General features: G+C 59.2%; 21 protein-coding genes and 1 tRNA gene. 17 read left to right on the top strand and 5 right to left on the bottom strand.

What is annotated here, in order from left to right; all coding sequences use genetic code 11:
* Positions 1–43 precede the first annotated feature (43 nt).
* The 4 genes from pdxH to ACOTTU_RS02790 all read left to right on the top strand — a co-directional run bounded on the left by pdxH (position 44) and on the right by ACOTTU_RS02790 (position 2,042).
* Complete coding sequence (pdxH, locus tag ACOTTU_RS02775) at positions 44–649, top strand: pyridoxamine 5'-phosphate oxidase (RefSeq protein ID WP_298912600.1); 606 nt, start codon at positions 44–46, stop codon at positions 647–649.
* Positions 650–929: 280 nt separating this feature from the next.
* A complete protein-coding gene (locus tag ACOTTU_RS02780; protein ID WP_298912599.1) occupies positions 930–1,466 on the top strand; it encodes a cold-shock protein in 537 nt (178 codons plus the stop codon).
* Positions 1,463–1,924, top strand: a complete 462-nt coding sequence (locus tag ACOTTU_RS02785; protein WP_425655987.1) for a DUF192 domain-containing protein — start codon at positions 1,463–1,465, stop codon at positions 1,922–1,924. The genes ACOTTU_RS02780 and ACOTTU_RS02785 overlap by 4 nt, the downstream gene beginning before the upstream one ends.
* Positions 1,925–1,965: 41 nt before the next feature.
* Positions 1,966–2,042, top strand: a tRNA-Pro gene (locus ACOTTU_RS02790).
* A gap of 37 nt (positions 2,043–2,079) precedes the next feature.
* On the opposite strand, the gene ACOTTU_RS02795 is transcribed toward ACOTTU_RS02790, so the two are convergent.
* A complete protein-coding gene (locus tag ACOTTU_RS02795; RefSeq protein WP_425655988.1) occupies positions 2,080–2,604 on the bottom strand; it encodes a hypothetical protein in 525 nt (174 codons plus the stop codon).
* A 790-nt stretch (positions 2,605–3,394) separates the two neighbouring features.
* On the opposite strand from ACOTTU_RS02795, the gene ACOTTU_RS02800 reads away from it, so the two are divergent.
* Positions 3,395–7,048, top strand: a complete 3,654-nt coding sequence (locus tag ACOTTU_RS02800; RefSeq protein WP_425656453.1) for a vitamin B12-dependent ribonucleotide reductase — start codon at positions 3,395–3,397, stop codon at positions 7,046–7,048.
* Positions 7,049–7,315: 267 nt separating this feature from the next.
* On the opposite strand, the gene ACOTTU_RS02805 is transcribed toward ACOTTU_RS02800, so the two are convergent.
* A complete protein-coding gene (locus tag ACOTTU_RS02805; protein ID WP_298912593.1) occupies positions 7,316–7,819 on the bottom strand; it encodes an RNA polymerase sigma factor in 504 nt (167 codons plus the stop codon).
* Between the two features lie 31 nt (positions 7,820–7,850).
* Here ACOTTU_RS02805 and ACOTTU_RS02810 point away from each other — a divergent pair, with 31 nt between their 5' ends.
* Entirely contained in the window at positions 7,851–8,018 is a 168-nt protein-coding gene (locus ACOTTU_RS02810) for a hypothetical protein (protein ID WP_425655989.1), read from the top strand.
* Between the two features lie 64 nt (positions 8,019–8,082).
* Positions 8,083–8,319 carry a hypothetical protein gene (locus ACOTTU_RS02815; RefSeq protein ID WP_298912589.1) on the top strand — a complete coding sequence of 79 codons (237 nt, stop codon included), beginning with the start codon at positions 8,083–8,085 and terminating at the stop codon, positions 8,317–8,319.
* Between the two features lie 110 nt (positions 8,320–8,429).
* Here ACOTTU_RS02815 and ACOTTU_RS02820 read toward each other — a convergent pair whose 3' ends face one another.
* Positions 8,430–9,968, bottom strand: coding sequence for a trimethylamine methyltransferase family protein (locus tag ACOTTU_RS02820; protein ID WP_425655990.1), 1,539 nt, complete (start codon positions 9,966–9,968; stop codon positions 8,430–8,432).
* Between the two features lie 22 nt (positions 9,969–9,990).
* On the opposite strand from ACOTTU_RS02820, the gene ACOTTU_RS02825 reads away from it, so the two are divergent.
* The gene (locus tag ACOTTU_RS02825) at positions 9,991–10,254 is read left to right on the top strand and encodes a hypothetical protein (RefSeq protein ID WP_425655991.1); all 264 of its coding nucleotides are present in this window, start codon (positions 9,991–9,993) and stop codon (positions 10,252–10,254) included.
* Positions 10,255–10,375: 121 nt separating this feature from the next.
* Positions 10,376–10,987 (top strand): outer membrane protein, encoded by a 612-nt coding sequence (locus ACOTTU_RS02830; RefSeq protein WP_425655992.1) that lies wholly within the window; start codon positions 10,376–10,378, stop codon positions 10,985–10,987.
* Between the two features lie 48 nt (positions 10,988–11,035).
* Here the strand turns inward: ACOTTU_RS02830 and ACOTTU_RS02835 are convergent, their stop codons facing one another.
* Positions 11,036–12,208 carry a pyridoxal phosphate-dependent aminotransferase gene (locus ACOTTU_RS02835; protein WP_425655993.1) on the bottom strand — a complete coding sequence of 391 codons (1,173 nt, stop codon included), beginning with the start codon at positions 12,206–12,208 and terminating at the stop codon, positions 11,036–11,038.
* A 221-nt stretch (positions 12,209–12,429) separates the two neighbouring features.
* Between ACOTTU_RS02835 and cysS the strand changes: the two genes are divergently transcribed.
* Genes cysS through ACOTTU_RS02860 form a run of 5 tightly spaced genes read left to right on the top strand, consistent with a single transcriptional unit; the run spans position 12,430 to position 17,242 of the window.
* A complete protein-coding gene (gene cysS / locus ACOTTU_RS02840) occupies positions 12,430–13,875 on the top strand; it encodes a cysteine--tRNA ligase (protein ID WP_425655994.1) in 1,446 nt (481 codons plus the stop codon).
* Entirely contained in the window at positions 13,872–14,117 is a 246-nt protein-coding gene (locus ACOTTU_RS02845; protein WP_425655995.1) for a hypothetical protein, read from the top strand. Before cysS ends, ACOTTU_RS02845 begins: the two co-directional genes overlap by 4 nt.
* Positions 14,114–15,736, top strand: coding sequence for a citramalate synthase (gene cimA / locus ACOTTU_RS02850; RefSeq protein ID WP_425655996.1), 1,623 nt, complete (start codon positions 14,114–14,116; stop codon positions 15,734–15,736). The genes ACOTTU_RS02845 and cimA overlap by 4 nt, the downstream gene beginning before the upstream one ends.
* Complete coding sequence (locus tag ACOTTU_RS02855; RefSeq protein ID WP_425655997.1) at positions 15,733–16,461, top strand: class I SAM-dependent methyltransferase; 729 nt, start codon at positions 15,733–15,735, stop codon at positions 16,459–16,461. The genes cimA and ACOTTU_RS02855 overlap by 4 nt, the downstream gene beginning before the upstream one ends.
* Positions 16,451–17,242 (top strand): squalene/phytoene synthase family protein, encoded by a 792-nt coding sequence (locus ACOTTU_RS02860; protein WP_425655998.1) that lies wholly within the window; start codon positions 16,451–16,453, stop codon positions 17,240–17,242. Before ACOTTU_RS02855 ends, ACOTTU_RS02860 begins: the two co-directional genes overlap by 11 nt.
* A 19-nt stretch (positions 17,243–17,261) precedes the next feature.
* On the opposite strand, the gene ACOTTU_RS02865 is transcribed toward ACOTTU_RS02860, so the two are convergent.
* Positions 17,262–18,485, bottom strand: a complete 1,224-nt coding sequence (locus ACOTTU_RS02865) for an MFS transporter (RefSeq protein ID WP_425655999.1) — start codon at positions 18,483–18,485, stop codon at positions 17,262–17,264.
* A gap of 102 nt (positions 18,486–18,587) precedes the next feature.
* Between ACOTTU_RS02865 and ACOTTU_RS02870 the strand changes: the two genes are divergently transcribed.
* The 3 genes from ACOTTU_RS02870 to ACOTTU_RS02880 are packed head-to-tail and all read left to right on the top strand — an operon-like array spanning position 18,588 to position 20,595.
* Positions 18,588–19,304, top strand: coding sequence for a precorrin-6A/cobalt-precorrin-6A reductase (locus ACOTTU_RS02870; RefSeq protein WP_425656000.1), 717 nt, complete (start codon positions 18,588–18,590; stop codon positions 19,302–19,304).
* Positions 19,301–19,933, top strand: coding sequence for a DNA-3-methyladenine glycosylase family protein (locus ACOTTU_RS02875; RefSeq protein WP_425656001.1), 633 nt, complete (start codon positions 19,301–19,303; stop codon positions 19,931–19,933). The genes ACOTTU_RS02870 and ACOTTU_RS02875 overlap by 4 nt, the downstream gene beginning before the upstream one ends.
* Positions 19,930–20,595 carry an alpha/beta hydrolase gene (locus tag ACOTTU_RS02880; RefSeq protein ID WP_298912554.1) on the top strand — a complete coding sequence of 222 codons (666 nt, stop codon included), beginning with the start codon at positions 19,930–19,932 and terminating at the stop codon, positions 20,593–20,595. The genes ACOTTU_RS02875 and ACOTTU_RS02880 overlap by 4 nt, the downstream gene beginning before the upstream one ends.
* Positions 20,596–20,743 lie beyond the last annotated feature (148 nt).

The raw sequence follows: 20,743 nt of genomic DNA on the forward strand, positions 1-20,743 counted from the left end.
CGCTTCCCCCAATTGCTGTCTTACCAAGTGTTGTGAGGGTGAGATGGAAAGCAGAAGCGGCAAGTTTGCAGGCGACAATCCTTTTGAGATCGCGGATCGCTGGCTCTCCGAAGCCGAAGATACCGAACCGAATGATCCCAATGCCATAGCGCTGAGCACCGTCGACGCGGATGGGTTGCCCAACGCCCGCATGGTGCTTCTGAAAGCAATCGACCGCGATGCTTTCGTCTTCTACACCAATTACGAGAGCGCCAAGGCGGGGGAGTTGGACAGTGCGGGCAAGGCGGCCTTCGTGATGCACTGGAAAAGCCTGCGGCGGCAGATCAGGGTGCGCGGTCTGGTCGAAAAAGAAGATGGGCAAAAGGCAGACGCTTATTTCGCGTCAAGATCTCTCAAAAGCCGCCTGGGTGCCTGGGCCTCTCGGCAGTCGCGCCCGCTCTCAAGCCGCGCCGCGCTTATGGCTGAAGTTGCCAAGGTCACCGCAATTCACGGCGCAAACCCCAAACGCCCGCCCTTTTGGGGGGGCTTTCGCATCATTCCGCTGGAGATTGAGTTCTGGGCGGATGGCGACTTCAGGCTGCATGACCGCTTTGTATGGCGCAGAAAAGACCCGCAAGGGCCGTGGACGGTCACCCGCCTCAACCCGTGATTGCACAAGCAATGTCATTGCGATGAAAAATAGTGTTTGCCAGCGCACAATATTATGTGCGTAGATGAAATGTATTTAGCTTCTACAGTGATTTAAAAGACAAATTTCTATTTTTGCGGGAAATGTATCCAAATTCACAACTACGTGATGCGCATACGAAGAGATTTCGCCTTCATCTGATCACTTTCAGACCGAAGAATTAGTATTTCAACTTGAAACAAGAAAGCCAAATCGCGCAAGACTGTGTTAAAAGAATGTACTGCGACCGAAAGATGTGTGTGTGAACGAGACCGAAGAGATATCTTCCCCCGTTTCCGGGTTGGTTAAATGGTTTGATCCGGTAAAGGGTTTTGGCTTCGTTGTTTCCGACGCGGGCGGGCCGGATATTCTCTTGCATGTTAACGTTTTGCGCAACTTTGGTCAGAGTTCCGTTGCGGATGGAGCACGGGTTGAACTGGAAGTGCAGCGCACCGAACGGGGCGTTCAGGCCACGCAGGTTATCGCACTTTTTCCCCCTCAGGCGGGTGAGTCGGTCGGATTGTCCGACATCGCGGCTTTGGACCCTGCGGTTGTCGCCGCAGCACCTTTAGAACCTGCGCGTGTAAAATGGTTCGACAAGGGCAAAGGGTTCGGCTTTGCGAATGTTTTTGGCCGCCGCGAAGACATCTTTCTGCATATGGAAGTGTTGAGGCGTTCGGGCCTGTCGGATCTTGCGCCGGGGGAGGCGTTGGCATTGCGGGTAATTGAGGGCAAACGTGGCCATATGGCCGCTGAGGTTTTTGCCTGGGAAGCCGCGTTGGAGGCCGCTTCCACATGATCCTGCGCCTTGCGCTGGTGGTCAGCTTTCTGGCGACGGCCCTTCAGGCGCAGGACTGCCGGGACGATACGGTCTTTCTCAAAGGCGATTGGGGGCAGGCGCGGTTTGCCGTGGAAATTGCAGATGATGCACAAGAACGCGCTCAGGGTCTGATGCACCGCGAAACCATGCCAAGTGCTGCGGGGATGCTTTTTGTCTATGACCGGCCGCAACGGCTGTCTTTCTGGATGCGCAATACCCTGATTGAACTGGATATGCTCTTTATCGACGCCAGTGGCACCGTGCGTCATATCCATCACCGCGCGCAACCGCTCGATGAGACCCCGATCCCGGGCGGTGACAACCTGACACATGTGCTGGAGATCAACGGCGGCCTTGCCGAGGCACTGGGCATTACGACCGGCACGCTGTTGCGCCATCCAACATTTTCGAAATCGGAGGCGGAATGGGCGTGTTAGGGGTTTTCAAACCGAATTACCCCGTCTAAAGAGACCGCAGTCGGAGCGTGGCGCAGCCTGGTAGCGCACCTGTTTTGGGTACAGGGGGTCGGAGGTTCGAATCCTCTCGCTCCGACCACTTTCAAAATCGCGGCTTGATGCAACGAGCCTTGGTGTCAGGGCAAAAGGGCGCGCGCTTTGCGCAAACGCACCGCGATTGCACCGGATGGATTTTGAAGGGTGGCCTCGTCAAGAGCCGCCAAAACCTCTGGCTTATCTTCGGGGAATCGGCGGGCCAGAAGTGCCAGCCCGTAATAGGACCAGGCGCGAACAAGTTTGTTTTGCTGGGTGATCCCGGTGAAGAGGAACGTCTTCAACGCCGGTCCGCTGGCTTTGGGGATGGGAACATGCTGCATGGTTTGTAGCGCATGTAACTGCGCGTCCCACGAAGCCAGTCGCTCAAAGGTCTCGTAAAACCGACATTGTTCAGCGGGGCTGAATACCAGGTCGGTCTGTTCGCAATGGTGCTTGATCAACCAGGTGGCCCCGCCTTGCAAATCCGCGACCCCACAGAAATCGAGCAGATCGGCCAGGAATTCGTCTGTATCTTTGAACGCCTGATAGATTTCGACGATCTGTGGTTTCGACTTCTGGTCCCATTGTCGAAGCATGGCGGCGAAATCAGATGAGGCGTGCGCCATAAGGGATGTGTCCAAATCTCAATCTGCGGATAGTTCATATCAAAGGGCGTGAGTGCGGTTCCGTAAAGGAATCAATGCGCGAAATCGCCAGATTAACGCGCAATTTCGGGGTGGAGCGCGGTCGAAATTCAAGATCGGACGGCCACTACATATAGTGGGAGCTTTCACTCAATGACGGCTTCCTCACCATATCTGGGGAGGCGGGAACCGTTCCTGGACGGGAAACCGACATAAAAATGTAACACAGCGTGATTACCCGTAAAAATATTTGATTCTGAAAAAGTTAACGCTTTGGTTGAAAGCTTAACGGGCGTGTTCTGTGGATAAATTCATGTGGCGCTTCAGAAATATCGTCTAAAGCTGCCATTCCATTCAATTATTGACGGATGGGTGTGGAACAGCTCGAAAACAGCGATCTGGGGATATTAACCGGCTGTTAATATGTTGAATCACGACGGCGTGAGCGCGGATTAAAATTCGCGATGCGTCAAGCCGGTAAACTTCAAAAAAACTATAAAAATTCCGTTGACCCAGTAGGGGTATATACGTCAGTTTGTGGAGGCCGACGATGACGCCACAACATGTAGTGGTTGAACGCTCAGAGGTGCATCGGCGGGACAGGGGCAGACAGACGATCAATATCATCGATCTGGCACAACCGGCAGCGTCAGCTTTTGCAGGCGCGGCACAGGATGATTTTTGCCCTGCAGTCCACGGCAAAGAGGTTGGAGAAGCTTTGCAAAGACAAAGCGGTCTCTTGAACGAAGATGCTGGAAATGAGGCAGCAAAAATGAAAATTGAACGTAAATTCACAAAAGTAGATCAGAACGCCTACGCAGATCTGGATTTCGTCACAACGGCATCTGAAATTCGCAACCCGGATGGCACAATCGTGTTCCGCCTCGATGAAGTCGAGGTGCCCAAATCCTGGAGCCAAGTTGCCAGCGACGTCATCGCGCAGAAATACTTCCGTAAGGCGGGCGTTCCTTCGGCCACCAAGAAGGTAAAAGAAAAGGGCGTTCCCGAGTTCCTGTGGCGGTCGGTCCCGGCAGAGGGTGCGGAAATGGGGGGCGAAACTTCCTCCAAGCAGGTTTTCGACCGGCTGGCAGGGGCTTGGGCTTATTGGGGCTGGAAGGGCGGCTATTTTTCCACCGAAAGCGATGCGCGCGCCTATTTTGACGAAATGCGCCATATGCTCGCCAGCCAGCGTGCGGCCCCCAACAGCCCGCAGTGGTTCAACACCGGTCTGCATTGGGCCTACGGGATCGACGGCCCGGCGCAGGGTCACCATTACGTCGACTACAAATCCGGCAAATTGACCAAATCGAAATCTTCCTACGAGCACCCACAACCTCATGCGTGTTTCATCCAGTCTGTCTCGGACGACCTCGTAAACGACGGCGGCATCATGGATCTGTGGGTGCGGGAAGCGCGTCTGTTCAAATACGGCTCCGGCACCGGCACCAACTTCTCCAGCCTGCGGGCTGCGGGGGAGAGCCTGTCGGGTGGTGGCAAGTCGTCCGGACTGATGGGCTTCCTGAAAATCGGTGACCGTGCGGCGGGGGCCATCAAATCGGGTGGCACCACGCGCCGGGCCGCCAAGATGGTGATTGTAGACGCGGATCACCCCGACATCGAGGATTTCATCAACTGGAAGGTCATTGAAGAGCAAAAAGTGGCGAGCATCGTCGCGGGCTCCAAGATGCACGAGCAGAAGCTGAATGGTCTCTTCGAAGCGATCAAGACGTGGGATGGCGCAGAAGCAGACGCCTATGACCCTGCCAAGAACGACGCGTTGAAACAGGCAATCCGAGAAGCGAAAAAGGTTTCGATCCCAGAGACTTACGTCAAGCGCGTGCTGGATTATGCCAAGCAGGGCCACACCTCGATCGAATTCCCCACATATGATACCGACTGGGATTCCGAGGCATATAATTCCGTCTCCGGCCAGAACTCCAACAACTCGATCCGCGTCACAAACGCCTTCCTGACGGCCGTGGAAAAGGACGCCGACTGGGAGCTGATCAACCGTGTTGACGGCAAGGTCACCAAGACCGTGAAGGCGCGAGATCTCTGGGAGCAGATCGGCCACGCCGCCTGGGCCTGTGCGGATCCCGGCATCCAGTACCACGACACCGTGAACGACTGGCACACCTGTCCCGAAGATGGCGCCATCCGCGGCTCCAACCCGTGCTCGGAATACATGTTCCTCGACGACACCGCCTGCAACCTGGCCTCGATGAACCTGCTGACCTTCCTCAAGGACGGCACCTTCCAGGTCGAAGACTACATGCATGCGGCCCGGCTCTGGACCGTGACGTTGGAAATTTCGGTGATGATGGCGCAGTTCCCCTCCAAGGAAATCGCGCAGCGCTCCTATGATTTCCGCACGCTGGGTCTGGGCTATGCAAACATCGGCGGTCTGCTGATGAACATGGGGTATAGCTACGACAGCACGGAAGGTCGCGCCCTCTGCGGAGCCCTGACCGCGATCATGACCGGCGTGTCCTACGCCACCTCCGCCGAAATGGCGGGTGAGTTGGGACCGTTCCCGGGTTATGCGAACAACGCCGACCACATGCTGCGTGTCATCCGCAACCACCGTGCCGCAGCACAGGGAAAAACCGAAGGTTATGAAGCCCTTGCGGTGAAACCGGTGGCCCTCGACCACAAAGGTTGCCCGGATGCCAAACTGATCGAAGTTGCCACCTCCGCCTGGGATGAGGCACTCGCACTCGGTGAAAAGCACGGCTACCGCAACGCGCAGGTTTCCGTCATCGCCCCCACCGGCACCATCGGTCTGGTGATGGACTGCGACACCACCGGGATCGAGCCAGACTTCGCGCTGGTCAAGTTCAAGAAACTCGCCGGGGGTGGGTATTTCAAGATCATCAACCAGTCGGTGCCGGCCGCCCTTGAAAAACTCGGCTACGGCTCCGCGCAGATCGAAGAGATCGTCTCCTACGCCGTCGGTCACGGCACCATCGGCAATGCGCCGGGGATCAACCACACCTCGCTTGCGGGCCATGGCTTTGGCGCCAACGAGTTGGCGAAAGTGGATGCGGCATTGGCCTCGGCCTTTGACATTCGGTTCGTGTTCAACCAGTGGACACTGGGGGAAGAGTTCTGCACGCAAGTACTTGGTATTCCTGCTGAAAAGCTGAACGATCCGACCTTCGATCTCTTGAAGCACCTTGGGTTTTCGAAAAAGGACATCGACGCGGCTAACGATCACGTTTGCGGGACCATGACACTGGAAGGGGCGCCGTTCCTCAAGGACGAGCACCTGCCCATCTTCGACTGCGCCAATCCCTGCGGCAAGAAGGGCAAGCGCTACCTGTCGGTCAACAGTCACATTCACATGATGGCCGCGGCGCAAAGCTTCATCTCGGGCGCGATTTCCAAGACGATCAACATGCCCAATGACGCCACCATCGAGGACTGCCAGAAGGCCTATGAACTCAGCTGGTCGCTGGGGGTTAAAGCCAACGCGCTCTACCGTGATGGCTCAAAGCTTTCGCAACCACTAGCAGCCGCTTTGGTTGAAGATGATGAGGATGCGCAGGAGACGCTCGAAAGCGGTAATGCCCACGAAAAAGCCGCCGTGCTGGCCGAGAAAGTGGTCGAAAAGGTGATCGTCAAGGAGATCGTTAAATCGCACCGCGAAAAGATGCCGCAACGGCGCAAGGGCTATACGCAAAAGGCCATCGTCGGCGGTCACAAGGTCTACCTGCGCACCGGTGAGTATGAGGACGGCAATCTCGGCGAGATCTTCATCGACATGCACAAGGAGGGTGCAGGCTTCCGGGCGATGATGAACAACTTCGCCATCGCCGTGTCGGTCGGTCTGCAATACGGGGTGCCGCTAGAGGAATTTGTCGACGCCTTCACTTTCACCAAATTCGAGCCTGCAGGCATGGTGCAAGGCAATGAGACCATCAAGAACGCCACCTCGATCCTCGACTACGTCTTCCGTGAACTCGCAGTCAGCTACCTTGATCGCACTGATCTGGCGCATGTCGCTCCAGAAGGTCATACCTTCGACGCGCTGGGCCGGGGCGAAGAGGAAGGGGTAAGCAATGTTTCGGAACTTTCCGAGAGTGCTGCAACCAAGTCCCTGGAAGTGCTGAAACAAATCAGCTCGACAGGCTATCTGCGCAACAGAATGCCGCAAGAGCTGGTGGTATTGCAGGGCGGGCAACAAGGCTTTGCCGACACTGCGGTCGCCTTCGACGGTCTTGCACCGGTTGCGGACGGAAGTGTGGCCGTTGCAATGGCCACGACCGCCATTGCCAGCGGTTCGGCCTCCATTGACGCGCGCACCAAGGCCAAAATGCAGGGCTACGAAGGCGAAGCCTGCGGCGAATGCGGAAACTACACGCTGGTGCGCAACGGCACCTGCATGAAATGCAACACCTGTGGCGGGACGTCCGGGTGTAGCTGAGCCAAACGCGTCCCTGGGGGACGTGTAGGGGTCGCGGTGCTGGCGCCACCAGCCAGCCCGCACCCCGACGAATAGGGTGGGAACGGTACTTTGTTCCTTCCCACCTTTACACGGGGCGGGTGCGCTCGCCCCCGACGACGTTCAGGCCGCAGGCAGAAAAATACCGAGCGGTTAACATAGAGAGCCTGAACGGCGAAACTCAACGGAGGGCACATGCCCTCCGTTTTTTATTTTATTCAGGTGGTTGCCGGGCGTTGTTCATTTCCTTCAGAACAGGTCGGACACGGGCGCTTTTTGCGTGATCCCCATCTCCGCGCGCAGTTTCGAACGGGCGCGCGCAAGGCGGGACATCACAGTCCCGACCGGCAGACCCGTCCGCTCCGCCAAAGCCGCGGGGCTGGTTTCTCCTCCGGCAATCATGTGGATCAGCGCGGCTTGTGTATCGGGCAGCCTTTCGACAGCGGCGGCAAGTTCCGAACAGGCGATGCGCGCCGGGGCGACGGGGGGCACCGCAGCACTTTCCTCTTCCAGCGGATCGGTGGGCCTGTCGGAGCGCCATCGCTGACGGGCCTGATTGCGCAACACGGTCATCGCGTAGCGGTCAAGGTCTTCGATTTCCGTGCCCTTTCGCAAGCTTTGCCAGAGTTTTAGGGCGGTTTCCTGAACCAGGTCGTCCGCGTCACTGGGACTGTCGGCCAACCTGCGGGCGCGTGCCAGCAATCTGGGTAAAACGGCATTCAGAGCGGGTGGGATATCGTGCAGATGTTCCATTTGAGGCTCCTTTGTGAGGCATGCATTCAACATGGCATGTCTTTCCCGCAGCACCAGATGGGGGCTTTTTGCCGATCAGGCGGAAGAGGCCTTTTTCGGCAACGGGTTGCCACCGCAGGATGGTCCGATCGGCGAGGATCGGCGCGTCGTGGACAACCCGACCGATCAGGCGGATGGAATGGCCGTTTGGTGCATCTGACAAAGTGAGGCGCAGAGCAGCGCCTTGAACACGTATGTTCAAACTTAAAAACGGGAGTACCCAAATGACACTGTTCAAAAAATCCGCCATCACGTTGATCGCAGCACTTTCAGCATCCGTTGCTGTTGCTGAACTGGCTGCGGACGCCAACGGAGACGGCGTTCTGACGATTGATGAAGTACAGGCTGTCTTTCCTGACGTCACCGCAGAGGCCTTCAGCACCATGGACCTGAATGCCGACGGCGCGCTGGACGAGGCCGAAGTGCAGTCCGCGCAAGAAGCCGGCCTGATGCCAGCCTAATCAGCCAGCAGGCCAGACAACGCCCGGGCCACGCATTAGGCTTGAGGGGCGTTGCGGCTTACGTACCCGGTTTCACCCCCAGAAACCGGGTACATCTGTTTCTACCGCCGTCAGACGGGCAGGTGGATGTTGAAACGCGCTCGCAGTTCCGCATCCAGCAAGGGATCAAACCGCGCAGCGGAGGGCCGTGACAGGATTTCCTCCTTGCGGGCGGTCGCTTTTGCAATCAGGTCGGGTTTGCCCAGTTCATCCCATTCCTTTGGCGACGTCCGGTCACCGTAGGTTGGGTAGACGTGATCCGCTTCCATGCGCCCAAGGGTCTGCTCGGTGCCCAGATAGTGCCCGGGGCCGCCAAGACAGACCTCACGCATCTGATCGAGGGCCAGGGTCTCATCGGTCACCTCGATGCCACGGACGCAGCGTAGCGCCTGCCCGATGAGATCATCGCCGAGGATCAGGGATTCGTGACAGAACCCCAGCAGCGAGGCATGCATGCCCGCAGCCTCATAGACCATGTTAAGGCCGGACAGACCGGCCATGACATTAGAACACATCTGTTCCCAACCCGCCTGCATGTCGGGCAGTTTGGAATCGGCGATACCGGCGGCGGCCCCGCCGGGCAGGCCGTAGAACTTGTGCATCTGGGCGCAGCCTGACGTCAGCAAGGCTTGCTCGCCTGAACCTCCGGTCATCGCCCCGGTGCGCAGGTCGAGGCCAAAGGGCCAAGTGCCGAAAACAGCCGGATGCCCGGGTTGAACCGCGTTGACATAGACAAGCCCCGCCAGACATTCGGCCACCGCCTGTACAATGGCGCCTGCAACCGTCGAGGGGGCGGTCGCCCCGGCCATGCCCGCAGAAAGCAGGAGGATGGGAATGCCCGCCTTGATGCAGGCCTCCATCACCTCACAGGATTCGGTGGCAAATTTCATCGGCGGCACGACGAAGCAATTGGTATTGCTGATGAAAGGCCGTTCGCGCCATTTGTCTTCACCGCCCGCGATCATATGCAGCATTTCGACGGCATGGGGCACAAACCCCGGCTCGGTGAACGATACGCCGATGTGTTTTTTCGTTCCCGAACAACAGGCGTAGATCGAGTTGAGATCCATCTCAAGGTTGTCGGTAATTTCGCGGCAGACCATGGGGCGTTGCAGGAAGTGAATGTTTTCCAGCACATCGGCGATGCGCGCGGCATCGTGCAGATCCTGCACGCCACATTCACGGTAGTTTCTGCCATCCGCTTCGACCAGATGCACGGCAGCGCCCGCGGTGCCATAGTGGACGCGGTGGCCGGTGAGTTCCAGATCATGCGCCGGGTCGCGCCCCATCAGCGTCACGGAACGGTTGGCTTTGGCCACGGTTTCCTCGACAAGCGCGCGCGGGAAGCGAATGCGCCCGTCTTCGCCCAGCGTCGCGCCCGCTTTGGTGAGGTAGGCGATGCCCGTGGGCGGCGCATCCGCCAGGCCGATATGTTCCAGCGCATCAAGCGCCGCCGTGTGAATGCGGTTCATGTCGGCTTCGGTCAACGGTTTGTAGCGTCCGCCTTCCATGCCGGGCCGGATCGGGCGCAGATGTGATGCAAGCGGTGCCGCACGGGCAGCACGGCGGGCGGAGCGTCCACCGCTGCGGGTTTGGGTTTTTGTTGTCATGGGGTCGTCCTGAGAAGAAAGGGTGTCGAAGGGAAAACGGCTACCGCTTCTGCGGACGTCCACGCGCGGCACGACCCCGCTCGGCACCGATCGTGCGGACCACGATATTGATCTTGCTCAGATCACCCTGCATGTCGGCTCCTTCATTTCCGCTTCAGCCTGCGGCGAAGCAACGGAAACGGTCAAGCTTGTTTGCGACCTTGTGTCGTTTTCCAACCTTTCCAGTGCGACATGGGAACGCAGCAGGTATTCGCTCAGGAATTCCGCATCTTTCGGGAGTTTTTAGCCCCTTTCCGCCGATCTCCGCCAACCGCGGGTGCCGACCATTGAAACAATCGTCCGGGCGATCAGTTTACATCCTGTGGGTGCTGGAAGTGGCGCTCGATAAATGAGGTAAGGATATGAAAATGAAAAATATTCTGAGTGTAGCAGCACTGACGGCAACCGCCCTGGCAACGGTCCCTGCGTTTGCCGGGTCGCTGGAGGAGCCGGTTGCGGCGCCCGTTCCGGCAGCACCACCGCCAGCCCCTGTTTACACAGGTGGCGACTGGACCGGTTTCTATGCCGGTGCGCAGCTTGGCAATCTGGACGTTGATGGTCAGGGCGGGTTGGCCGGGGTCGGGGGCGATGACACGACCTATGGTGTGCACGCCGGGTACAACTATGACTTTGGCAGCTGGGTCCTGGGCGGCGAGCTGGACTATGACGATGCCAGTGTTGATCTTGAGAACGCCGGTGGCCCGATAGGCGCATCCGTAGATTCTGTCTGGCGGGCAAAGCTGCGCGGTGGCTATGATTTTGGCAACACGCTGCTGTATGCCACGGCGGGTCTCGCGGATGTTGACACCTCCATCGGCAGCGACACCGGAGATTTTTACGGCATCGGCCTGTCCTACAAGGCGACGCAGCAGATCATCATAAGCGGTGAATATCTGAAACACAGCTTCAGCGACATCGGTGCGCCGGGTACAGATGCGGATGCGGACACCTTCACCATCCGCGCTTCCTGGCAGTTCTGATCAACCGCCAGCTTGCACGACCCCGGTGGCCTGCGCCGCCGGGGTTTTTCATGCGGCAAGCTTCTCCGCATGGGCGCAGAGTGTTTGCAATGCCGCTTCAAATGCGGTGTCTTCGATTGTCATCGCAACCCGGATGTGACCTGCAGCGGACTTGCCGAAGCTCTCGCCCGGCATGACCGCGATATGGTGAGCGTCAAGCAGGTCATAAGCAAAAGCCTCGCCCGACAGGCCCGTCGCCCGGACATCGAGCATCAGATACATCGCTCCCTGCGCCGGGACCAGGCCAACCGTGTTCTGGCGCGCCAATACCTGGCTTGCCAGCGCGCGCCTGCGTCTGAACGGCTCGGCGATTTTTGCTTCGAAATCCCGGCCCTGGTTCAGGGCGAAAGTGCTGGCGTCTTGAATGAAGCCGGGCACCCCGTAGGTCGTATGCGTTGCAAGCGTGATCAGGTCGGCCACTGCGTCTTCAGGGCCGATGATCCAGCCACAGCGGGACCCGGTCATCGCGTGGGATTTCGACATGGAGCCCACGACCAGCGTGCGTTCGGCCATCCCCGGCAAGGCACGCGGTGACAGGTGTCGGCCTTCCCAGACCTGCGTGTCATAGACTTCATCGGAAATCAGCCACAGGTCATCCTCGCAGCAGACAGATGCGATCATTTCGAGCGTCCGGTCAGAATAGACCACGCCCGTCGGGTTATTGGGGGAATTGACCAGCAGCGACCGGGCGGCACCGGAATGCGCCTTCAGGGCCTCCGCGCGCGGCTGAAACGCATCCTCAGCCCGTGTCGAAATGGCCTGCGGGATTGTACCCGCACCGCGCAGCGTGCCGGGATAGGTGGCGTAATAGGGATCAATATAAAGCGCCGTATCACCGGGATCACAGGCGGCCATATGCGCGGCAAAAAGGGCGGCCTGACCGCCCGGGGTGATCATCACATTATCGCGCGTTGTCGGCACGCCGGAGCGTTCCTGAACACGTGCGGCCACGGTTTGGCGCAACGTCTCGGTGCCGGGAACGGCGGCATAACCGGTGTGCCCGCCCAATGCCGAGGCATGCATGTCCTGCAAAATGGGGGCTGCGGTGCGAATGTCATGTTCGCCGATGGTCAGTTCGGTCACAGGGGTGCCTGTGGCGATCATCCGGCGCGCTTTCAAGAAGACATCCCACCCGTCCGAGCCGCCGCCCGTCAGGCCTGTGATGCGTGAAGATAACTGCATGACCCACTCCTTCGCTGTCTGCCGCGCAGGGGCGCAGAGGCCGCACGATTCGTCAATCTGTCTTGACCGCCGCCGGCTGGTCGCGCTAGGGAGGGGCATGACCAAGATGACGCTCATTTGCTGTATTATCTGCTGAACGCACCCTGCGGGCGGATTTAGGTCGTTTTCATCCTGAACTCAGATTGCTATGCCCGCGCTATTCTCGCGCAAGGACGCCTGTCATGACGACACTCAAGCTCTACAACACAAAAACCCGGACCAAAGAGGATTTCGCGCCCATCGATCCTGAAAACGTGCGGATGTATGTCTGTGGGCCAACCGTCTATGACCGTGCACATCTGGGCAATGCGCGGCCGGTGATCGTCTTTGATGTGCTCTACCGTCTGCTGCGGCATGTCTACGGGGCCGAACAGGTGACCTATGTGCGCAATTTCACGGATGTGGACGACCGGATCAACCAGACGGCGCAAGATCGCAAAGCCGCAGGCGAGGCCGGAACGCTCGAAGAGTTGATCCGCGCGCGCTCGGAGGAGACCATCTCCTGGTATCACGCCGATATGGACGCGCTTGGCGCACTGCGACCGGATCATGAGCCCCGCGCGACCGAGTTCATCGACCAGATGGTGGTGATGATCGAAGACCTCATTGAAAAAGGCCATGCCTACGCGGCTGAGGGTCACGTGCTTTTCGCCGTCGAGAGCTATGCGGCGTATGGAGCGCTGTCGGGCCGTTCGACAGATGACATGATCGCAGGCGCGCGGGTCGAAGTCGCCCCCTACAAGCGCAATCCGATGGATTTTGTGCTCTGGAAACCCTCAACCGACGACCTGCCCGGTTGGGACAGCCCCTGGGGGCGCGGGCGGCCCGGTTGGCACATTGAATGCTCCGCCATGGCGCATGACATTCTGGGCGCGCACTTCGACATTCACGGCGGCGGCAATGATCTGCAATTCCCGCATCATGAAAACGAGATCGCCCAGTCGACCTGCGCAGGACATGATTTCGCGAATGTCTGGATGCACAACGAAATGCTTCAGGTCGAGGGCAAGAAGATGTCCAAATCGCTGGGCAATTTCTTCACCGTGCGCGACCTGCTCGGTCAGGGCGTGCCCGGCGAGGTGATCCGCTTCGTGATGCTCAGCACCCACTACCGCAAGCCGATGGACTGGACGGAAGAGAAAAGAAAGGACGCGTCGAACACTCTTCAAGAGTGGTTCAACATTTGCAAGGGCGAGAAACCAGACCCTTACTCACTCGCGCTGCTCACTTCTTACTTGTCCGATGACTTGAACTTTCCGGAGGCCATTCCTTACCTGCATCAACTGGCAAACGATGGCTTGGGAGGCCAACTCAAGGCTTCATTGGATTTCATGGGCTTACATCCCTCGAGTGATTGGTGGGAAAAGCGGGACATGGATGGTTCACTTGGTGATCAATCCATCGGAATATCCTATTCTGGAACGGTAAATCCGAAACTGGAAGCAACTCTCTTGGAACTCGCCAGACGATGGGCAGAATTGCGAACAGCTCGAGATTATGACTCCGCTGATGAATTGCGTAGGCTCGCTTCTGAGTGTGGCGTCCAACTGCGGGCTACTAAAGATCGCGCGGTCCATGCTGCCGCGAAACTTGATGTGTCGGTTGCATCCTTGGAGGCCCTGAAATGACTCCCTTCAAATCTGAGACCAGCGCCCGGGCCGCGCGGGAAGGGCGTGAAGCGCCCGCCCCGTGGGGGGGCGCGGCGCGCGCCTTGCGCGCGCTCCGGGCTGACGTTCCCGCGAAGGTCGAAGCCTCGGCAACACGCCACGCGACGGATAGTTTCCGGCGGGTGCTGCGAGCGGTGCACAGGTGGTGCACAGGTTGTGCACGCATGTCATACGGCGATTTTGCCGGGGAGATCGCCCCATGACCCGCGAGCGCCTCTACCTCTACGACACCACTCTGCGCGACGGGCAGCAGACGCAGGGCGTGCAGTTTTCGACCGAAGAAAAGCGTCTGATCTCCGAAGCGCTGGATCAGCTTGGTGTCGATTACATCGAAGGCGGCTGGCCGGGGGCCAACCCGACGGACAGCGCGTTTTTCGACGCAGCCCCGCAGACCAGCGCATGCATGACCGCCTTCGGCATGACCAAACGCTCCGGCATGTCGGCGGAAAATGACGATGTGCTGGCGGCGGTCATGAATGCTGGCACCAAGGCCATCTGCCTTGTGGGCAAAACCCATGATTTCCATGTCGAGGCAGCACTTGGCATCCCGCTTGACGAGAACATCGACAACATCGCTCGGTCCATGGCGCATGTCACATCCGCCGGGCGCGAGGCGCTCTTTGATGCGGAGCATTTCTTTGACGGCTACCGGGCCAATCCGGATCACGCGCTGGCCGCGATCCGGGCCGCTTATGACGCAGGTGCCCGCTGGATCGTGCTCTGTGACACCAATGGCGGCACGCTGCCCGAGGAGGTCGGACGCGTCACGGCGGAGGTCATCAAGGCGGGCATTCCGGGGGATCATCTGGGCATTCACACCCACAATGACACCGAAAACGCCGTGGCCTGCACGCTGGCGGCGGTAGATGCGGGTGCCCGTCAGATACAGGGCACGCTGAATGGTCTGGGCGAACGTTGCGGCAACGCCAATCTCACAGCACTCATCCCCATTCTGCTGCTCAAGGAGCCCTACGCCGGCCAATATGAAATCGGCGTGACGCGCGCGGCGCTGAAGGGGCTGACACGGACAAGCCGCATGCTTGACGAAATCCTCAATCGCGTGCCGTTCCGGCAGGCGGCCTTCGTGGGCTCTTCGGCCTTTGCCCATAAGGCCGGGCTGCATGCTTCCGCGATCCTCAAGGACCCCAGCACCTATGAACATATCGACCCCGGTGATGTGGGCAATGCGCGGATTATCCCGATGTCAAATCAGGCGGGCCAGTCCAATCTGCGCGAGCGTCTGACGGCGGCGGGCATCACGGTGGCCAAAGGCGATCCGGCATTGGGGTTGATCCTGGACCGGATCAAATCGCGCGAGGCGGATGGCTATTCCTACGACACGGCGCAGGCGAGTTTCGAACTGCTGGCGCGGGACGCCCTGGGCCAGATGCCCACGTTCTTTGAGGTCAAACGCTACCGTGTGACGGTCGAGCGGCGCAAAAACAAATACAACAAGATGATCAGCCTGTCCGAGGCGGTTGTGGTCGTGAAAGTCGATGGTCATAAAAAGCTTTCCGTCAGCGAATCCATGGATGAAACGGGCTCGGACCGGGGGCCCGTAAACGCGCTCTCCAAGGCGCTGGCCAAGGATCTGGGGCCGTATCAGGAGATCATCGACGACATGCGGCTGGTGGATTTCAAGGTGCGCATCACCCAGGGCGGCACCGAGGCCGTGACCCGCGTGATCATCGACAGTGAAGACGGGCAGGGGGAACGCTGGTCCACTGTCGGCGTCTCGGCCAACATCGTCGATGCCTCTTTCGAGGCATTGCTGGACGCCATCCGCTGGAAGCTACTGCGCGACATCAAGAGGGCGTCATGAGCGAGGCCTATTGGGATGCGTTTTTCACCCTGCACCGCGACTTGCCGCGTGAAGGGCCGGGGCAAGCGCAGGACGTTGAATGGGCCGCTGGCATCGCAGGGCTGCCCGCTGACGCACGTATTTGCGATGCAGCCTGCGGGCCGGGAGCGGATATTCCGGCCTTGCTGAAGGCCGCCCCGCAGGGACATGTGACCGCAATGGACAAGGCGCCGCAATTTGTGGCGCAGGCGCGCAGCGTTTTCGGGGATCACCCGCAGGTGTCCCTGTCGGTCTCCGACATGGAAGACATCACCGGCCCCTTTGACATGATCTGGTGCGCCGGTGCGCTTTATTTCATGGGCATTCAGGAGGGGCTGACCACATGGCGCAAGGCACTGGCACCGGGCGGGGTGATTGTCTTTTCAGAGGTTTGCTGGTTTACCGATGCCCGTCCAAAAGCCGCCGTTGATTTTTGGCAAGAGTACCCGGCGATGACGGATGTGGCGGGCATCGCGCGCCATGTGGAGGCGGCAGGCTACAGGACGCTGGCAACCCGCAAACTGTCGGACAAGGCCTGGGAAGACTACTTCATCCCGCTGGATCGGCGCATCGCCAACCTGCGAACGGATGCCACGGCGGATATGGCGCAGGTTCTGGATGAAGCGGAAACCGAAGCTGCCTGCTGGCGCGCGCACCGCGATGCTTTCGGGTATCTGCTGAGCGTGGTGCGCCCGGATGAGCTTTGACGCGGACCTCACCGCCTGTGCCGCCCTTGTCGAAAAAGGCGATCCGGACCGCTTTGCCGCAGCCATGGCCAGCCCGGTGGCCGCGCGCCGCGTGCTCTTTCCGCTTTATGCCTTCAACGTTGAAGTGGCCCGCGCGCCCTGGGTGACGCAGGAGCCGATGATCGCAGAGATGCGGTTGCAATGGTGGCGCGATGCTTTGGAGGAAATCGCCGCCCGAAACACCATACGCCGTCATGAGGTTGTCACCCCTCTGGCTGCACTTCTGGACCCGGAGGCGGTCGTGCGTCTTGACCGGCTCGTTGCCGCGCGACGATGGGACATTTACAAAGAAGCCTTCGAGGATGAAGCGCATTTCAAGGCATATCTCGATGACACTGCCGCGGGCATCATGCTGGTTGCCGCGCGGGTTCTGGGACAGCGCAGCGATTTGGAGATTGCTCCCGGTGACGCGCTTTGGACTGCGATAGAAAAACTGGGCTATGCCACCGGATTGGCGCGGTTTTTGCAGGCGGTGCCGGCGTTGGAAGCACAGGGCCGCATCCCCCTTGTGGACGGACGCCCCGATGCCATTGCACAGATGGCGCAGGAAGCCCTTGCTGCAATTCGGCCAACCCGAAGCCTCAAAAACACGCTGCCCGCTGCCCTGCAGTCCGCGCTTGCCGAGGCCTTTCTGACCGAAAGGCTGCTGGCCCGTGTTGTGAACAATCCGCGATGCGTGGCGGATGGCACATTGGCTGTGTCACCGCTGCGCCGTTCATTTCAGCTCTGGCGCTGGTCCTGAGACCATCGGTTTATTGGGCTCAAACGGGTTGAGGTTTGGGCCGCATCATCAACCAGATCAACGCCCCCCCCGCCAGCACAAGGAAGGGGATCATTGCGATATTGACGGCGGCCCAGCCTTCTTGCGGTGTGCCACCTGAGCAATTCATCAACCCGCCCGAGGAGAGGGAGGCTAGGGTGACGCCGCCAAAAACCAGCAAGTCGTTCAAACCCTGCATACGCCCGCGTTCATGCGGCTCATGTGCGCCTGCAAGCATGGTCGTGGCACCGATGAAACCGAAATTCCATCCCAGACCCAGCAGGATCAGGGCAATGTAGAAATGACCGAGCTCCACCCCCGAGAGCGCGACCGCTCCGGCACCTCCCAGAATCAACAACCCCAGCCCCATGATCCGCTCAACGCCGAACCGCACGATGAGGTGGCCGGTGAAAAAGGAGGGTGCGAACATGGCCAACACGTGACCTGTGACCACATTTGATGCATCGGCCACTGCAAAACCGCAACCGACAACGGCAAGCGGTGTCGAGGTCATCACCAGATTCATCAACGCATATGATACCATCGCGCAAATGACCGCGACCGCGATGCGCGGGGTTTTCAAGAGCTCTGAAAGAGATCGCCCGCGCGGGGCGTCTGCGGTGCGCTTTATTGGTTTAGGAATGTCCAGAAACACGAAAAAGAACATGCCGATGAGATTGAGGGCGACCGCGGCCAGATAGACCGGAAAAAACCGCATGACCGTTGCATCCGGGCTGGTGCCGGTCAGAAACGCCACCAATTGTGGTCCGATGATGGCCGACGCCAGACCGCCCGCCATGACATAGGAAATCGCTTTGGGCCGAAAGGCATCAGAGGCTGTATCCGCCGCCGCAAATCGGAAAAAACCCTGCGAGGACATGTAGATGCCCATCAGGTAACTGCCTGCAAGGAAAATCCAGAAGTTGGAAATGGTCAGCGCATAGGCGCAGATTCCAGCTCCAACCATGCCGCCCGCGGCACCTGCGACAAATCCCGCACGCCTGCCAAACCGTTGCATCAGCCCTGACAGCCACGGTGCCGTCGTCATGGACCCGAACACAATCATCGAGATCGGCAGCGTCGCGAGGCAGACGTTGGTGGCCATTTGTTGACCGGCAAGGCCAGCCACGACGAACATCATCGGTAACTGACTGCCCAGGAACGCCTGGGCCATGACCAGAACGGCTACATTTCGAACGGCGCGGCTGTCGTCGGAGGCTTGCATGAGCCTTGCGTATTCCTGTTGCGGGAAAGGGGCAAGCCCTCTTGCCTATGACGTGATCTGAATTACAATCATCCCATGGTAAAGGGTGGCAAAGTTCTTGTGATGTCGGGTGCACGAGAAGCACATGGTGTGATCACCAGACTTGTATCCCGAGGCCGGGATGTCATTGCCAGCCTGCCGGAACCGGAGCGGTTTTTTGATGTTTTGCCGGTGCCGACGCGCATCGGGCCTTTTCACGACACCGACGCGCTGGAAGATTGGTTTACGGCGAATGAGGTCGCCTGCGTTATTGATGCAAGCCACGCTTTTGACGCAAATATTTCGCAACGTGCTGCTGTCGTCTGTGCAAAGCTCAGCCTCAGTTATCTGCGGGTCTTGCGCCCGGCGTGGCGCGCGACCGGTCAGGACCGCTGGACCAATTGCAGCTCCGTCAAGAAAGCCTCCGATGCGGTGCCGCCGGGTGCGCGTGTTTTCAGCAATACCGGTTGGGCATCGCTTCCCGAGTTCGCGGATTTCCAGGGTCAGGTGCTGTATCTGAGACAAACACATTCAGGATCTGCGCCACCGCCGTTTCCCTTTGTGAAATACAGTTTCGGCGTGCCGCCGTTCTCGCAGCGCAATGAAGAAACCCTGTTCCGCGAGCTGAGAATAAACCGGCTGATTTGTCGTAACGTCGGCGGTGCTGCGAGCATGTCCAAACTGTTGGCGGCGCGGCGCTTGGGCATTCGCGTTATGATGATCGAACGGCAGCCCCCTCCGGCTGCGATGCCGGTTGTAGAGACCGTCGCCGAAGCACTGGCCTGGGAAGCAAACGCGTGAATGCGGGCCGGATCATTGAGACCGACGCGGATGTCGCAGAAGGGACCGCCTGGCTGGCGGGCAGGGAGGCCTGCCTAGCAGAGGCGCTGCGTCTGACCGAACCCTTGCCCCTGCGTCGCAAACCGGATGGTTTTGCCCAAGTGTTGAGCGCGATCGTCAGCCAGCAGGTTTCAACCGCGTCTGCCGCGGCGTTGTGGGCCCGATTGCGCGACGCAGGCGCCGTTTCCGCTGATGCGGTGCGCGCCCTTACCGAGCAGGAATTGCGTGATCTTGGATTGAGTCGGCAAAAAGCGCGTTACGCCCATGCCTTGGCAGCCGCAAACATCGACTATGCAGCCTTGCGATCCGCATCGGACGACGAGGTCATCAAGACGCTGACCGCCGTCACAGGCATCGGCGTGTGGACAGCAGAGATATACGCGATGTTCAGTCTGGGCCGAGCGGATGTTTTTGCGCCCGGTGATCTGGCCCTTCAGGAAGCCGCGCGGCTTCTCTATGGCCTGCCCGAAAGACCAAAAGAACGCGAGTTGCGAAAAATGGCGGAAAACTGGTCTCCCTGGCGGTCGGTTGCGGCGCGACTGCTCTTTGCCTACTACAGACATGTCAAACAACGGGACGGGATCAGATGACAAGGGTTTTGAATGCAGAGCGCCGCGCGCCAGTGTCGGGTGAGACGCGTTCCGTTGTGGTTTTCCTGCATGGCTATGGCGCCAATGGCGCCGATCTTCTGGGGCTGGCTGATCCCCTGGGCGAGCACTTGCCCGATACTTTGTTTGTGGCACCCGATGCGCCGGAAGCCTGCGCAGGGGCTCCGATGGGCTATCAGTGGTTTCCGATCCCCTGGATTGATGGGTCTTCCGAAGAGGAATCCATGCGCGGCATGATGCAGGCAGTGGATGACCTGAATGCCTTTCTGGATGCGCTGATGGTCGATGAAGATGTGTTGCCGGAGCAGGTCGTGTTATTCGGGTTTTCACAAGGAACCATGATGTCGCTGCATGTTGCGCCCCGGCGCGAAGATCAGATTGCGGGGATTGTCGCGTTTTCCGGTCGCTTGCTGAGCCCCGAGACACTGACCGACGAAGTGGTCGTGCGCCCGCCTGTCCTGCTGGTCCATGGCGATCAGGACGATGTTGTCCCACCACAATCGCTGCCACAAGCCGCCGAAGCCCTGCAGGAGGCAGGGTGGCAGGATGTCTACGCTCATGTCATGAAGGGTACCGGCCATGGCATCGCGCCGGATGGGCTCTCCGTTGCCCTGGCTTTTATGCGCGATAAGCTCAGCCTGTAGGACCGGACGCCTTTGCGGCATTAGTATTGCCAAACTGCAATTGCTCCGAGGGCTTGCTCTCCAAAATCTGACTATCAGCATGCGACAGGGATGCGTCTGGGCGATGAGTTTGTCGCATAGTCCATATGGATCATGACGCCTGCTTGCC

This window comes from Roseobacter sp. EG26, from assembly GCF_049830555.1.
Lineage (GTDB): Bacteria > Pseudomonadota > Alphaproteobacteria > Rhodobacterales > Rhodobacteraceae > Roseobacter.

Excerpts from the sequence above, each read along its gene's own strand:
- ACOTTU_RS02830 (WP_425655992.1), top strand. The coding sequence starts at position 10,376 with ATGAAAAATATTCTGAGTGTAGCAGCACTGACGGCAACCGCCCTGGCA.
- ACOTTU_RS02795 (WP_425655988.1), bottom strand. The coding sequence starts at position 2,604 with ATGGCGCACGCCTCATCTGATTTCGCCGCCATGCTTCGACAATGGGAC.
- ACOTTU_RS02810 (WP_425655989.1), top strand. The coding sequence starts at position 7,851 with ATGGCATGTCTTTCCCGCAGCACCAGATGGGGGCTTTTTGCCGATCAG.
- pdxH (WP_298912600.1), top strand. The coding sequence starts at position 44 with ATGGAAAGCAGAAGCGGCAAGTTTGCAGGCGACAATCCTTTTGAGATC.
- ACOTTU_RS02855 (WP_425655997.1), top strand. The coding sequence starts at position 15,733 with ATGAGCGAGGCCTATTGGGATGCGTTTTTCACCCTGCACCGCGACTTG.
- ACOTTU_RS02870 (WP_425656000.1), top strand. The coding sequence starts at position 18,588 with ATGTCGGGTGCACGAGAAGCACATGGTGTGATCACCAGACTTGTATCC.
- ACOTTU_RS02835 (WP_425655993.1), bottom strand. The coding sequence starts at position 12,208 with ATGCAGTTATCTTCACGCATCACAGGCCTGACGGGCGGCGGCTCGGAC.
- ACOTTU_RS02785 (WP_425655987.1), top strand. The coding sequence starts at position 1,463 with ATGATCCTGCGCCTTGCGCTGGTGGTCAGCTTTCTGGCGACGGCCCTT.
- ACOTTU_RS02800 (WP_425656453.1), top strand. The coding sequence starts at position 3,395 with ATGAAAATTGAACGTAAATTCACAAAAGTAGATCAGAACGCCTACGCA.
- ACOTTU_RS02860 (WP_425655998.1), top strand. The coding sequence starts at position 16,451 with ATGAGCTTTGACGCGGACCTCACCGCCTGTGCCGCCCTTGTCGAAAAA.
- ACOTTU_RS02820 (WP_425655990.1), bottom strand. The coding sequence starts at position 9,968 with ATGACAACAAAAACCCAAACCCGCAGCGGTGGACGCTCCGCCCGCCGT.
- ACOTTU_RS02880 (WP_298912554.1), top strand. The coding sequence starts at position 19,930 with ATGACAAGGGTTTTGAATGCAGAGCGCCGCGCGCCAGTGTCGGGTGAG.
- cysS (WP_425655994.1), top strand. The coding sequence starts at position 12,430 with ATGACGACACTCAAGCTCTACAACACAAAAACCCGGACCAAAGAGGAT.
- ACOTTU_RS02865 (WP_425655999.1), bottom strand. The coding sequence starts at position 18,485 with ATGCAAGCCTCCGACGACAGCCGCGCCGTTCGAAATGTAGCCGTTCTG.
- ACOTTU_RS02805 (WP_298912593.1), bottom strand. The coding sequence starts at position 7,819 with ATGGAACATCTGCACGATATCCCACCCGCTCTGAATGCCGTTTTACCC.
- cimA (WP_425655996.1), top strand. The coding sequence starts at position 14,114 with ATGACCCGCGAGCGCCTCTACCTCTACGACACCACTCTGCGCGACGGG.
- ACOTTU_RS02845 (WP_425655995.1), top strand. The coding sequence starts at position 13,872 with ATGACTCCCTTCAAATCTGAGACCAGCGCCCGGGCCGCGCGGGAAGGG.
- ACOTTU_RS02815 (WP_298912589.1), top strand. The coding sequence starts at position 8,083 with ATGACACTGTTCAAAAAATCCGCCATCACGTTGATCGCAGCACTTTCA.